We start from the raw sequence: 13,524 nt of genomic DNA, 5'->3' as shown, positions 1-13,524 counted from the left end.
TCCGGCAGGCTCTCGTTCGTTGGTTGGTCGTCGGTCAGCGCTTGAGCTCGCTGACCAGCCCAGCGCGGTTCTTCTTCGCGACAGCGATGAGTCCCTCGACGTTGCCGGCGGCCTGGATCGCAACCGGGTCGCCGTACTGCGCCGCGAGTGCGGCGCGCAGGTTGCCCAGCGAGCCCGGGACGTTGTAGGACGCCTTGAGCTCGTTCAGGAAGTCGGTGTCGATCTCGACCGCTGTGAACTCGCCGACGAGCCAGGTACGACCGTTGTTGGTGATGAGCTTCATGTCTGTGTCTTCCTGTCGTTCGTTGACGGGCGGTGCTGGTTCGTCCGGCTGGTAGGAGCCGTCGTACTCGAAGTGCCACGGCTCGCGAGAGTCGAAGCCGTCGCCGACGGGCTGCCAGCCGTAGGTCGGGCCGTTCGCGTTCATCCACGTCTTCTCGGAGGTGCCGTAGCTGTTGACGCCTCCGCTGAAGTCCACGGCACGGCCGAGCCCGTGGATCGAGGTCCCTGGGTAGGCCGCCTTGTTGAACCCGGGCTGGTTGGTGATGTACCCGTTGTAGAGGTACTTCTGGCGCGCGAGGTCGCGGTACGCCTCGGCCATCGTGAGCTGCTTGTTGAGTCCAGCCTGGAAGGCCTTGCTCAGAGCGAAGAACGCGGTTGCAGCACTTGCCAGCAGGAACTGGTTGCCCAGGTTGTTCGTCGACACTGCGACGTACGTCAACTCACTGGTCGGGATCTCGCCGTTCGGGTAGTCCTCTGCGGCTCGGGTCGAGAACGCGCGGTCCCTCGTCGAGGTCGACTCGGGGTAGGACGGATACGAGAGGTTGGACGGCTCGGCGGCGAACGCACGCGATGTGCCGCTGAGTGTCGCCGCACTGACGGCAGCCGCGGCTGCGAAGAGCAACATCGATCGCCTGCTCGTTCCCCCGAGGAACACTGGGTGCCCGTCCTCCTCGGATGGACCGGATGGACTGCTCATGGAGTTCCCCTCTGCGGGGCACGCCCCTCGCGCCCCCTGAGCAGACTGTCAGTTCTACCCCACAGGAAGGGACCCCCAGAACGAGGGGGCCCGTCCAGGAAGAACCGTCGCTAGCGTCCGCTCCAGCGCACCCAGCCCTGCACCTGCGCCGCAGCACTCTCGAGCGACGAGTGCGCCCCGTTGATCGAGTGGTCCGGCGAGTCCACCGTGAACTGGTCGGTCCGGGTGACGTCGCAGACGACCTCGGAGCCGAGCCACACGTTCCAGTGGTCTGCGGAGTCGTGCACCCACCGCAAGCGGTCCGGCATGAGCGTGTCCAATCGAGTGGAGAGCGGCGAGCAGTCGTCGCCCGTCCACGCAGACGGTAGCCCTGCTCGATGTGTGCCGTTCGGGTCGGCGGCTCCGCGCGTCGGTGGCAGCTGGCACGATTGACCCGTGCCAGCAGCCCCGATGATCGACGCCGTCGACGTCATCCGTTTCGTCGGGCCGCAGACCTTCGGGCGCGCACGCGACGTCGTGCGCGCCGGCCTGGTCGACGATGCCGTCTGGAACGCCGACGACGGCACCGTCACGGCGACCGTCTCCGGCACCGCCGACGACCCGTACGAGTGCCGCATCGACATGACCGTGGCGCGCGGCGACTTCATCCGCCCGGTCCGCAGCACGTGCAGCTGCCCCCTCGGTGGCGACTGCAAGCACGTCGCCGCCGCACTGCTCACCATCAACGCGCGTGCCCTGGCCGCCAACGCCGGCCCGCGTCCGGAAGCGCCGGCTCCGCCACCCTCGGACTGGAGGCACGACCTCGCCCGCCTCGCCGGTGACGACGAGCAGGCGGTCGCCCCGCAGGGCACCCGGATGGGTCTGCAGTTCGAGTTGCGTGACGCGGTCCCCGCCGCGCTCGCGGCCCGTGCCCGCGCCGCCGGCCGCGCCCTGCCGGCGCCGTCCCGCACGGTCCGGCTCGGGGTCCGGCCCGTGACCCGGAGCGACGCCGGCAACTGGGTGCGCGGGCAGCTCACCTGGGGCACGCTCCCCTACTCGCAGAACCGCCTGGGCCTCGGCGCCGAGCAGCACGGGTGGTTCATGCAGCTCGCGGCCCTGCACCGTGCCGGCCAGCTCGCGGGGTTGCCCGGCGAGAGCGACTGGCTGCACCTCGACGACTTCCGCAGCCCGCTGCTGTGGCCGTTGCTCCGGCAGGCGTCGGGGCTCGACATCGCCTTCGTGACCGGCAAGCGCGAGGGCGGGGTGGTCCTCGGCGAGCAGGCCCAGGTGCTGCTCGATGTCTCTCGGCCCGGTGTCGCCCGGCACGACGACGCCGTGGTGATCGGCGCGAGCGCGGTGCTCGACGGCCGCCCGGTGGTCCCCGGTGCCGCGCGGATGGTCGGCGACCACGGCGTGTACGTGTTCCGTGAGAGCCCGGAGTTCACCGTCGGGCTCGCACCGACCCCGGCGCCCGTGCCCGAGGACCAACGGCGCATGCTCCTCGAGGGCACCCGCATCACGGTGCCGACGGCCGAGGTCGACGAGTTCCTGGCCGACTGGTCGCCCCGGCTGCGCGGTGCCCTCGGCCTGGTCAGCTCCGACGGGTCGGTCGAGCTGCCCGAGCGCACGCCGCCGGAGCTCGTGCTGACGGCGACGTTCGAGGCGGCCCGGGCACCCCGCACCGACGACCGGGTGCACCTGCACTGGCGTTGGCACGTCGACGGCCGCAAGGACCCGGTCTCGCTGCACGGGCCGCTGCCCGACCTGACGGGACTCCGCGCCGCGGACGATCCCGCCAGCACCGACGTTCCGGCCGGCACCGACGACCCGGCCAGCACCGACGTTCCGGCCGGCACCGAGGCGGCGACCGCCGAGGCCGACGTGCCCGCGGCCCTGGAACCGGCCACGTCGACGGCGCGAGCCGACGACGCGACGTCTGGCGAGCCTCCCGTCCGCCCTGCCGGACCCGGTGGCGGACTGGACTGGTTCCAGGACGGCACCATCGACGGGGCCGACGTCGCGGTGTTCGCGAACGAGTTCCTGCCCGAGTTGCCGGCGCTCGGCGTCCGCACGGTGGTGCAGGGTGAGCGCCTCGACTACGAGCGGTTGAGCGGGCGGCCGCACATCCGCGTGACGACGATGCCGTCGGACAAGCACGACTGGTTCGACCTCGGCATCATCGTGAGCGTCAACGGCAAGCAGATCCCGTTCACCCCGCTGCTCACGGCGCTGGCCGGTCGGCAGCGGCGGCTCAAGCTCGTCGACAACTCGTACCTGTCGCTCGCCGACCCCGCGTTCGACCGGCTCAAGGAACTCATCGACGAGGCCCGCGACCTCGACGAGTGGGAGCCCGACCAGCCGATCCAGGTGACGCCGCTGCAGGCCGGGCTGTGGACCGAGTTCGACCTGCTCGCCGACGAGACCTCGCACGACGAGCGCTGGCAGGCGATCACCGCGGGACTGATGGGGGCGACTCCCCCGGGTGACGTCCCGGTGCCGGACACCGTGCACGCCGAACTGCGGCCGTACCAGCACGCCGGGTACGCCTGGCTGTCGTTCCTGGCGGCGCACGGCATCGGCGGGGTGCTCGCCGACGACATGGGCCTCGGCAAGACCCTGCAGGTGCTCGCGATGGTCGCCGCGCGCCGTGCCGCCGAGCCCGACGGGCCACCGTTCCTGGTCGTCGCGCCGACCTCGGTCGTCGGCAACTGGGTGGCCGAGGCGGCGAAGTTCACGCCGTCACTGCGGGTCGCGGCCGTCACCTCGACGTCACTGAAGGACCCCGGGCTCGTCGCCCGCACGGCCTCGCAGGCCGACGTCGTCGTCACCTCGTACGCGCTGCTGCGGCTCGACTCGCAGGCGTGGACCGACCTGCCGTGGTCGGCGCTCGTGCTCGACGAGGCGCAGTTCGTGAAGAACCCGCAGTCGCAGACCCACCGGGTGGCGTCCGAGCTGCAGGCACCCGTGAAGTTCGCGATCACCGGCACCCCGCTCGAGAACGGGCTGACCGACCTGTGGGCGCTGTTCCACATCGTCGCGCCCGGGCTGCTGTCCACCTGGACCCGGTTCGGCGACGACTACGTGAAGCCGCTCGCCTCCCCCGACCTGCGGGGCGATGCCCGCCAGCAGCTCACGGCGAGGCTCCGGCGGCGGATCCGGCCGCTCATGCTCCGCCGGACGAAGCAGGCCGTCGCCGCCGACCTGCCGCCGAAGCAGGAACAGGTCGTCCGGGTCACGCTCGATCCAGCGCACCGCGAGCTGTACGAGCGCACGCTCAACCGCGAGCGCCTGAAGGTCCTCGACCTGATCGACGACCTGTCGAAGAACCGGATGATCGTGTTCCGGTCGCTGACGCTGCTGCGGATGCTCGCGCTGTCGCCGGCGCTGGTCTCGAACGGGTCGGACTCGCCCCTGTCTTCCTCGACGCCGATCCCGTCCGCCAAGCTCGACCTGCTGCTCGACGAACTCGAACAGCTCGCGGCAGAAGGCCGACGCGCCCTGGTGTTCAGCCAGTTCACGTCGTTCCTGCGGATGGTGTCCGATGCCCTCGACGAACGGGGCGTCGGCTACGAGTACCTCGACGGCTCCACCCGCAAGCGCCCCGAGGTCATCGAGCGCTTCCGGCAGGGCACCGCGCCCGCGTTCCTCATCTCGCTGAAGGCCGGCGGCTTCGGGCTCACCCTGACCGAGGCCGACACCGTGTTCGTGCTCGACCCCTGGTGGAACCCCGCCGCCGAGTCCCAGGCCGTCGACAGGACCCACCGCATCGGGCAGACCCGGTCGGTGAGCGTGCAACGCTTCATCGCCGAGGACACCATCGAGGAGAAGGTCCTGGCCCTCGCCGCGCGCAAGGCCGAGCTGTTCGCCACGATGATCGACGACGACGCCCTGTTCGCCGACGACCTGACCGCCGACGACATCCGCTCGCTGCTCGCCTGACGCGCGGGAGCGGTCAGGCGAGCGCGAGCGCGCCTGTCAGCGCGCGAGCGCGTCAGCGCGCGAGCGCGTCAGCGCGCGAGCGCGTCGATCGCCGTGACCTCGTCCGCCGACAGCTCGATGCGGGCACCGGCGGCGTTCGACCGGATGCGCTCCGGGTTCGACGACTTCGGGATGACGACGAAGCCGTGCGCGACGTGCCACGCGACGATGACCTGGGCGCTGTCGGCGTCGTGCTCGCCCGCGATGTCGAGCAGCGTCGGGTCCTGCAGGTTGCTCGCCTTGAAGGGGCTGTAGCCCTCGAGCACGACCCCGCGCTCGGCCAGCCCGTCCGCGATCGTCTGGTCGTACTCGACCGGGCTCCACTTGATCTGGTTCACGGCTGGGGCGGTGCCGGTCGCGGTGACGAGCTCGTCGATCTGGTCGAGCGAGTAGTTGCTCACACCCACGGCTCGGGTCAGTCCGTCGGCCTGTGCCTGGACGACCTGCTCCCACACGTCCGGGCGGGCCTCGCCGTTCGGCGGCCAGTGCACGAGCCAGAGGTCCAGGTGGTCAAGGCCGAGCTGGTCGAGGCTCTCCTCGATCGTCTCGCGCACCCGGTCAGCGTTGTCCGGCGGCAGCTTCGTCGTCACGAACACGTCGTCACGGGCGAGGCCGGACTCGGCGAGGGCCTTGCCGACGCCGCGCTGGTTGCTGTAGCCGGTGGCGGTGTCGATGTGGCGGTACCCGGCCGCCAGTGCTTCGCCGACGGCGGCGGGGGCCTCGCCGTCGGGGATCTGCCAGGTGCCGAAGCCCAGGAGCGGCATCGACCCACCGGTGACGGACACGGACGGATTCGCGTAATCGGTCATGCGGACCTGTCTACGCCGTGGTCGTTCGGCCGTTCGGAGCGTGGCGGTCCGCAGCCGTGTCCGAGGTCTGCGGCATCATCGGTCTCCGGCACCATCGTCCGGGCTACCCCGGCGCCGCACCGCCGCACCACCGCACCACCGCACCACCAGGAGTTCCACGCACCCATGACGTCCCGCCGACGCCGCCGTACCCGCATCAGCCTCACCTCCGTCCTCGTCGTCCTGGCCCTCGCGGTCGGGGGCTACGCGCTCGACGCCACCGGCGTCCTCGGACCGGACGCCGACGCGGCCGCCGGGCCCACGGCGGTCGCCACGGCCACGGTCGGCACGGAGACCGATGTACCGGAGGCGAGCCGGGCCTCCAGACCGACAGATCCGACGGATGCGACGGATCCGACGGATCCGACCGTCAGCACGTCGACCGACACCGACGCTGCGGATGCCCGCGCGCTCCTCGCCACGCTGCCCGTCAAGGGCAAGGCCGCCGGCACCGGGTACGACCGCACGGGCGAGTTCGGCAGTGCGTGGATCGACGTCGACCACAACGGCTGCGACACCCGGAACGACGTGCTCGCGCGCGACCTCAGCGGCATCGTGCGCCAGGGGCCGTGCAAGGTGGTGACCGGCACGCTCGTGTCGCCGTACACCGGGGCGACGATCCACTTCGTGCGCGGCAACACGACCTCGACCCTCGTGCAGATCGACCACGTCGTCGCGCTCGAGAACGCCTGGCGCACCGGTGCCCAGCAGCTCAGCCAGTCGGAGCGGGAGGCCCTGGCGAACGACCCGTCGAACCTGTTCGCCGTCGACGGCCGGTCGAACTCGCAGAAGCGCTCGGGTGACGCCGCGACCTGGCTGCCCGCGAACAAGGCCTTCCGCTGCACCTACATCGAGCACCAGGTGTCCGTGAAGGCCGAGTACCGCCTGTGGATCGTTCCCGCTGAGCGCGATGCGATGGAGCGGGTGCTGAACGCCTGCTGACGTCGGGCGCTCTGCCGCCGCTGCGTGTCGACCTGGAGGCCCGGCGCACCTCCGCCCCGCGTGGCAGGCTGCGGACATGGCTGAGCAACTCACGGTCCCGCAGGCGTTCGCGCTCCTCCAGGTCGAGCCCGACGGCCGGAAGTCCCTCGACGGGCAGACGCTGGACACCGGTCTCGCGGGAGCGGTCCTCGCCGACTTGGCACTCCGCGGTGCCGTCTCGCTGCAGAACGGCCTGGTCACCGTCGTCGACGGCGCCGCCACGGGCGACCCGGTGCTCGACGGCGTCGTCGGCTCGATCGCGGCGTCCGGCGCGCCGCGCAAGGCGAAGTGGTGGGTGAGCCGGCTCGGGAAGCCGCGACTCCGCGACGACGTCTTCGCCGGACTCGTCGAGCGAGGGATCATCAGCGTCGAGCAGGGCAAGGTGCTCGGGCTCTTCCCCACCACGAAGCACCCCGAGCGCGACGGAGCTCCGGAGGCACTGCTGCGATCCGGCATCGCGGACGTCCTGGCTCGGCGGGCGAACCCGACACCGTACTCCGCTGCGGTCATCGGGCTGCTCGACGCGACGAACACGCTGCGCAAGCAGTTCGGCGCCGTCGACAAGGGATTGGTGAAGGAGATCACCTCGGGTACCTGGGCGAGCCCCGCGGTGAAGGCCGTGCTCGAGGAGATCCAGGCCGCGGCGATGATCGTCATCATGGCGGCGACCACCGCGACGACGACCACGGTCATCACGAGCTGAGGTCGGCGCCACCGGGCAGTCCTCGGCAACCCCTGATCATCGTGCAAAACGACAGGTGTAGCCTAAAGGGAATTCATCGTCGAAGACCTCAGGAGGCCTCCCCATGCCCGAAACCAGCACCAGCACGTCCCGCTTCACCGACCGTGTCGTCCTCATCACCGGCGGCGGCTCCGGCCTCGGACGTGCAACCGCCGTCCGCCTGGCCGCCGAGGGTGCTGCGCTCTCCCTCGTCGACGTCTCCGAGCAGGGACTCGAGTCCTCGAAGGCCGCCGTGCTCGAGGCCACCCCCGACGCCCAGGTCCTGACCACCGTCGCCGACGTGTCCGACGAGGCCCAGGTCGACGCCTACGTCGCAGCCACCACCGAGCGCTTCGGCCGCATCGACGGCTTCTTCAACAACGCCGGCATCGAGGGCAAGCAGAACCCCACCGAGTCGTTCACCGCTGCCGAGTTCGACAAGGTCGTGTCGATCAACCTGCGCGGCGTGTTCCTCGGGCTCGAGAAGGTCCTCAAGGTCATGCGTGAGCAGGGCTCCGGCATGGTCGTGAACACCGCGAGCGTCGGCGGCATCCGCGGCATCGGCAACCAGTCCGGGTACGCCGCCGCCAAGCACGGCGTCGTCGGGCTGACCCGCAACTCCGCCGTCGAGTACGGCCGCTACGGCATCCGCATCAACGCCATCGCGCCCGGAGCCATCTGGACGCCCATGGTCGAGAACTCGATGAAGCAGCTCGACGCGGAGAACCCCCGCAAGGCCGCCGAGGAGTTCATCCAGGTCAACCCGACGAAGCGCTACGGCGAAGCCCCCGAGATCGCCGCCGTCGTCGCGTTCCTGCTGTCCGACGACGCGTCCTACGTCAACGCGACGGTCGTCCCGATCGACGGCGGGCAGTCGGCCGCGTACTGAGCCACACCGGTCCGACGCCCGGCGCACCTCCTCGTGCGCCGGGTGACGACCTGGAGGCGCGGCTCAGCCCCGCCGTGTCCGTCCAGCGTGACAGCATGGCTGGCGTGAGCAACGACGAGACGAACGGATCCGCCTTCGGCCGAGGCGTCGACAAGGCCCCGCCGACCGCGGCCGCCGAACTCCGCCGCCGGATGGCAGCCTCGCCGGCGGGCTTCCTGCGCAGCGCGGCGTGGGTCCCCTGGAAGCCATCGGGTACTCCGGAAGCCGGCAGCGTCGCGCACGTCATGATCCGTGACAAGCCGTTCGTGCCCGTCTTCACCGACCCCGCCGAACTCGCCGCCGGCCTGCCCGAGGCCGAGGGGCGTCCGGTTCCGATGTCCGAGCTCGTGACCGCGCTGCCCGAGGAGTTCGGCATCGTGGTCGACCCGACGAGCGCTGCCGAAGCGAACTTCCTGCACGCCGACGTCCTCGCCCAGATGCGGGTGCAGATGCAGGGTGGCGTCCCGACGGCCGAAGACTGAGGCCCTTTCCGAGCGAGTGCGGGGGCAGGTGCCGGCGGCACGCCGTCGCCACTCGACGAACGCTAGAACAGGCATACCAGTCAAGCGCCGGGAACCCTTGATCGTACCGGCCCGCAGCGTTCAGCCCTGGCCAGTCCGTCAACCCAGTTCTGGGGATCGCTCACCTCCGCATCGACCACCAGGATGGGTTCGTCGTACTGAACGGACGGGGGAACGACGATGCCGTTGGGCGGGCCTGGACCACGAGATTGGTCCCCTCCGGAGTACTCGTCAGGGCCCTCGCGACGTAGTGCGCGCAGGCTGCCGACACTCCACGCACCATCGCCGCTGCTGAACGCGACGCCACGCAGGCGGACGAGGCCCTGGGCCTTCGCGACGCTCTCCATGCTGCTCGGTGCCGGCAGCGTGGTCGTCGCACTCGTCGAGCCGCAACAGTCGGGGATCCAGACAGGATTCATCGTGTCGACCATCGGTATCTCGGCGATCGTGTTCGGCGTGCAGGCCGTCAAGACCGCACGATGGGGATCGGCTGCTTCGCGAGCGTTCGGTCGCGGAGGGGCGATCCTCGGCAGCGTCGGGACGGCGCTCATGGCGTACGCGGTCATCGGGTCGGCCTTGGCCGGTTCCGGCGTCCACTTGCCGGCGCTCTCGCTCCCCCTCGACAGCCGGAGCACCTCCATCGACGCGGCGGCGGTTCCGCAACGGTCGGCACCCGCCGCACCGGCGGAGACCGCAGCCCCAGCAGTGGCACCAGCACCCGCCCTGCCGCCGGCGGCGACGACTGCCGACACCGAGCGGTCGGCCGTCGTGCAGAGCGCCGGAACGCTCGCCTTCGTCATGAAGCAGTCGTTCGGTACCGGTCCGTTCCCACCGTCGCTGTCGGTCGGGATGAGCGCGCCGGAGCGGATCCTGCTGCCCGACGGTACCGGGCTCGCTGCCGTTCCGGACGGCGCCCGCGTGCTCTACTCGGTTGCACCGGACCGCTCCGCGTGGTCGGTCACGATCATCGGCGCCGAGTTCGGTGCCGTCGCGACCTACAGCTCCACGGTGGGCACGGTCGGATCGGGCTGACGCACGCCGGTCACTGCCGGGGCTCGACGAGCTCGATGAAGCGGGACAGCAGCGACAGGCCGGCGATCGAAGGCGGCAGCCCCGTGGTGAGCGCCGGCGAGTGCACGAGGTACGCCGCCCACTTCGCCCGCGAGATCGCCACGTTCAGCCGGTTCGGCATGAGCAGGAAGTCGAGGCCACGCGGGATGTCGGCAGCACTCGATGCGGCCAGGGACACGATCGACACCACGGCCTCGCGGCCCTGGAACAGGTCGACCGTGCCGACCTGGGTACCGGTGAAGCCTGCACGGTCGAGCTCTTGACGGATCAGGGCACCCTGCGCGTTGTACGGGGCGACGACGATGACGTCCTCGTCGGTCAGGGTGCGAGCGTCCGAGCCGTCGGTCCAGGTCCGCCCGACGACATCGCCGACGAGGGCCACCACGCGGGCGGCTTCCTCCGGTGACGAGGTCGTGTTGCCCGCGTGCACGACCGGCACGGGGTGCACGCCGGCGTCGATGCCGTCGAGGTGCCGACCGGACACCATCGACGCGAGCTGCCCGTCGTAGGACAGCGCCGAGACGGACTCGGTGAGCGCCGGCTCCATCCGACGAGTGCGGGCGAGGAAGTAGCCGAACTCCGGCGGCAGGACGTGCTCGCCGTCCGCCAGCCAGCCCAGCGCGGACTCGTCGACGGGCTCCGGGTGCGAGCCCTGCGAGACCTGCGGGAGCTGCTGCGGGTCCCCCAACAGCAGGAGTCGGGTCGCGGCGATCGAGGACGCGATGGTCGGCGCGAGGGAGAACTGCCCGGCTTCGTCGACGACGAGCAGGTCGAGGGAGCGGCGCTCGATCGTCGACGCGTTCGCGAACGTCCACGCGGTGCCACCGACCACGCCGCCGGTGCCCGATGCCTCGCACGACGACAGGAACGCGGCGACGGCAGCACCGTTCTTCACGGGCGTCCACGCGGCGGCCTCGAGTTCGTCCTCGGTCGCCCCGGACTTCGGCACCTTCACGACCCGGTCCGCGGGCACGCCGGCGTTCACGACCGACGACAGGAAGTTCTCCGAGGTCGCATGGGACTGCCCGACGACGCCGACGCGCCAGCCGTACTCGCGGACGAGCCGTGCGACGACGTTCGATCCGACGTAGGTCTTGCCCGTGCCGGGAGGCCCCTGGATCGCCAGGTACGAGTGGTCGAGGCCGAGCAGTGTCGCCACCACGGCGGACACCGTGTCGTCGCCCTGCACGGGCACGATCGCTCCGCATGGCGGCACCCGGCGCAGCAGGTCGAAGGCCGGGTCCGACACCATCGAGGGCAGCTCGTCGAGGACCTGCTGCCCCCACTCGGCGATCGCCTCGGGCTGCGGCTTCGCGCGGGGCGGTGCGGACGGCGCGAGCGCGACGGGGAAGTCGTGGTGCGGTTCCGCTCCGACGGGAAGCCCCTCCTTCACGAGCACCTCGACGGCGTCACCGTTGTCCCACACGTCCACGATCACGGCGCGAGAGGACGCGCCCTTCGACCCGGGGCCCGGAGACATGACCGACGGTGGAAGTGGGTCGTCGTAGACCAGGTGGGGCGTGCCTCCAGTCCGGAGCCGTGAACCGGGCGCGAGCGTCCCCGACAACCGGAGTTCCCGCGACTGCGAGCGGGCACGCGGCAGCGTGTCCCAGTCCCGCTCGACGGACGCACGCTCCACGACGAGCACGTCGCGGGTGTCGGCCCAGTCGTCGACCGGGTTGCGCAGGCGGTCGAAGTGGTCCTGCCAGAAGGTCTTCGCCTCGCGCCGGTGGTAGTCGATCGCGGCTGCGGCGAGCGCCAATGCGGTCTCGTCGGACGTGCGGTCGAGGGCGTCGACGTCCTCCAGGTGCGACGCGAGCGCGACGTAGACCGGGTTGGGCTCGCGCTCGACGGGGATCGGCGGGACGTCGAGCTCGAGTGCCGGATCGGCTGCGTCCGGGTCGTCGGTGCGTAGGGAGCGGAGCCAGTCGCGCAGGCGCAGGGTCGAGCGGCAGTCGTAGGCGTTGTAGTCGGCGACCTCGTCGAGCATGTGCTGGCCGGCGGCGGGGTCCCCGTTGCGGAGTTCCTCGATCGCGTCGACGTAGGCGGTGATGCTGTCGGCCGCGTTCGTCACATCGCTCTCGCGCAGGTCGTCGCCCATGTACAGCGGCTCGAGCTTCTTGATCGAGTAGCTGTGGCTGCCGACGACCAGGGCCTTGCGGACGATCGGGTACAGGTCGACCAGGACGCCGGCGCGCAGCAGGTCGTCGACGGCCTCTTCGCCGACGCCGTGCCGGGCGGCGAGCGACAGCAGGTGGGTCCGCTCGTAGGCGGCGTAGTGGTAGATGTGCATGCCCGGGTACTGCTGCCGCCGGGCTTCGATGAACGCGAGGAACTGCTCCAGCGCAACTCGTTCGTCGCGGATCGTGTGCGCCCAGAACGCGGTGAACTCCGCGCGGTCGTCGACCAGGCCGAACAGGTAGTCGAGGCCCCAGTGCACGCCGTCCTCGGTGTGCAGCGGGTCGCCTTCGAAGTCGAAGAAGACGTCGCCGGGGTCGGGTGCCGGGATCGCGTCGAGCGCACGGGCATCGAGGACCTCGAAGCGCGGCTTCGCGGGCTGGTCCGGCCCGTCGGCGCCGTTCCGTCGGGCGGTCTCCGTCTCGATCTGGAGGCTCGCCTGGCGCACCAGCCGATCCTGCGTCGCGCGGGACAAGCCCGGCACTGCCCGGGTGCGGACCGCCAGGTCGTCGATCGTCCGCACCTCGTGCTTGATGAGCTTCGCCCGCTGGTCGAGGCGCATGCCCGCGACGAGGACGAGGTCGCGGTGCTCGGCCACCTGGGTCGAGCAGACGTCGCAGCGCCCGCAGCTGGAGTAGCGCGGGTCGCCCCACTGCAGTTCGGCGTCGGCAGTGATCCGCTCGGCGATCACGCGCTGCAGTTCGGCGCGCTGCGTGCGGTACACCGGCGCGATGTCGGCGAGGTCGTGCGTGGTCGTCGTCCGGTCGCCGAGCACCAGGTGCACCTGGGCTCCGGTGGGGATGCCGTGTGCCTGCATCTGCTCGGCGTAGGCGGCGAGCTGGAGCAGGGCGCTGATCTTGGCGTGCCGGGCGAGCTTGGTGTCGTAGACCTCGTACTCGCCCCGGTCGTTGCGGATGATGAAGTCCGCGAAGCCGATGAAGCCCGGGCTGTCCGCCGTGGATGCCGCGTGGAACGTCGGCTGGTACAGGACGTCGGCGCCGTCGGCGAAGGCCTGTCGCGCTTCGGCTGCGGCACGTGCGTAGTCCGGCGGGGCGGGGCGGTCGAACTCGACGACGTTCCGGGTCTGCTTGAGGATGTCGAGGTAGTCGAGCTCGTGCTGGTCTCCCAGCCGGGCGGTGCGCTCGAGCATGTCGTCGTGCGCCTCGGGCAGGGGTTCCCCCCGACCGAGCTTGACGTCGAGTCGGCGCAGGAAGGCCCACTCGCAGGCCGACCACGTGCTGAGGTCACTCGGGCTGAGCAGCACGTGCCCGTCGACGCCGATCTGCATGCGTTCCCCCGTCTCTCTGGTGCCCTGCGAGCCTAGGGCCGCCCGCCGACAC

10 protein-coding genes are annotated in these 13,524 nt (G+C 70.9%); 6 read left to right on the top strand and 4 right to left on the bottom strand.

Annotated features, from left to right (window positions below; all coding sequences use genetic code 11):
- Positions 1-34: 34 nt before the first annotated feature.
- Together EDF42_RS12600 and EDF42_RS12595 are read right to left on the bottom strand one after the other, a co-directional pair.
- Complete coding sequence (locus EDF42_RS12600) at positions 35-907, bottom strand: D-alanyl-D-alanine carboxypeptidase family protein (RefSeq protein WP_221180484.1); 873 nt, start codon at positions 905-907, stop codon at positions 35-37.
- 182 nt (positions 908-1,089) lie between these two features.
- Positions 1,090-1,287 carry a hypothetical protein gene (locus EDF42_RS12595; RefSeq protein ID WP_123292404.1) on the bottom strand — a complete coding sequence of 66 codons (198 nt, stop codon included), beginning with the start codon at positions 1,285-1,287 and terminating at the stop codon, positions 1,090-1,092.
- Positions 1,288-1,414: 127 nt separating this feature from the next.
- Between EDF42_RS12595 and EDF42_RS12590 the strand changes: the two genes are divergently transcribed.
- A complete protein-coding gene (locus tag EDF42_RS12590; protein ID WP_148067780.1) occupies positions 1,415-4,897 on the top strand; it encodes a DEAD/DEAH box helicase in 3,483 nt (1,160 codons plus the stop codon).
- Between the two features lie 68 nt (positions 4,898-4,965).
- Here the strand turns inward: EDF42_RS12590 and EDF42_RS12585 are convergent, their stop codons facing one another.
- Complete coding sequence (locus EDF42_RS12585; protein WP_221181026.1) at positions 4,966-5,745, bottom strand: aldo/keto reductase; 780 nt, start codon at positions 5,743-5,745, stop codon at positions 4,966-4,968.
- Between the two features lie 165 nt (positions 5,746-5,910).
- On the opposite strand from EDF42_RS12585, the gene EDF42_RS12580 reads away from it, so the two are divergent.
- The 5 genes from EDF42_RS12580 (at position 5,911) to EDF42_RS19010 (ending at position 9,967) form a co-directional block, all read left to right on the top strand.
- Positions 5,911-6,726, top strand: a complete 816-nt coding sequence (locus EDF42_RS12580; RefSeq protein WP_123672557.1) for an HNH endonuclease family protein — start codon at positions 5,911-5,913, stop codon at positions 6,724-6,726.
- Between the two features lie 76 nt (positions 6,727-6,802).
- Positions 6,803-7,468 (top strand): GPP34 family phosphoprotein, encoded by a 666-nt coding sequence (locus EDF42_RS12575; protein WP_123672556.1) that lies wholly within the window; start codon positions 6,803-6,805, stop codon positions 7,466-7,468.
- Positions 7,469-7,571: 103 nt separating this feature from the next.
- Complete coding sequence (locus EDF42_RS12570; protein WP_123672555.1) at positions 7,572-8,375, top strand: SDR family oxidoreductase; 804 nt, start codon at positions 7,572-7,574, stop codon at positions 8,373-8,375.
- 104 nt (positions 8,376-8,479) lie between these two features.
- The gene (locus tag EDF42_RS12565) at positions 8,480-8,896 is read left to right on the top strand and encodes an SseB family protein (RefSeq protein ID WP_185040935.1); all 417 of its coding nucleotides are present in this window, start codon (positions 8,480-8,482) and stop codon (positions 8,894-8,896) included.
- A 384-nt stretch (positions 8,897-9,280) separates the two neighbouring features.
- Positions 9,281-9,967 carry a hypothetical protein gene (locus tag EDF42_RS19010; protein WP_123672553.1) on the top strand — a complete coding sequence of 229 codons (687 nt, stop codon included), beginning with the start codon at positions 9,281-9,283 and terminating at the stop codon, positions 9,965-9,967.
- 10 nt (positions 9,968-9,977) lie between these two features.
- Here EDF42_RS19010 and EDF42_RS12555 read toward each other — a convergent pair whose 3' ends face one another.
- The gene (locus EDF42_RS12555) at positions 9,978-13,472 is read right to left on the bottom strand and encodes a TM0106 family RecB-like putative nuclease (protein WP_123672552.1); all 3,495 of its coding nucleotides are present in this window, start codon (positions 13,470-13,472) and stop codon (positions 9,978-9,980) included.
- Positions 13,473-13,524 lie beyond the last annotated feature (52 nt).

It is taken from the genome of Curtobacterium sp. PhB172 (assembly GCF_003752545.1).
In the GTDB taxonomy this organism is placed as follows: Bacteria; Actinomycetota; Actinomycetes; order Actinomycetales; family Microbacteriaceae; genus Curtobacterium.
Note: the sequence above shows the minus strand (reverse complement) of the source record. Positions and strands in the feature narration are given on the sequence as shown.

Bases quoted from the DNA above. Each gene is read 5' to 3' on its own strand.
- EDF42_RS12585 (WP_221181026.1), bottom strand. From the start codon at position 5,745: ATGACCGATTACGCGAATCCGTCCGTGTCCGTCACCGGTGGGTCGATG.
- EDF42_RS12600 (WP_221180484.1), bottom strand. From the start codon at position 907: ATGTTGCTCTTCGCAGCCGCGGCTGCCGTCAGTGCGGCGACACTCAGC.
- EDF42_RS12595 (WP_123292404.1), bottom strand. From the start codon at position 1,287: ATGCCGGACCGCTTGCGGTGGGTGCACGACTCCGCAGACCACTGGAAC.
- EDF42_RS12580 (WP_123672557.1), top strand. From the start codon at position 5,911: ATGACGTCCCGCCGACGCCGCCGTACCCGCATCAGCCTCACCTCCGTC.
- EDF42_RS19010 (WP_123672553.1), top strand. From the start codon at position 9,281: ATGCTGCTCGGTGCCGGCAGCGTGGTCGTCGCACTCGTCGAGCCGCAA.
- EDF42_RS12555 (WP_123672552.1), bottom strand. From the start codon at position 13,472: ATGCAGATCGGCGTCGACGGGCACGTGCTGCTCAGCCCGAGTGACCTC.
- EDF42_RS12575 (WP_123672556.1), top strand. From the start codon at position 6,803: ATGGCTGAGCAACTCACGGTCCCGCAGGCGTTCGCGCTCCTCCAGGTC.
- EDF42_RS12570 (WP_123672555.1), top strand. From the start codon at position 7,572: ATGCCCGAAACCAGCACCAGCACGTCCCGCTTCACCGACCGTGTCGTC.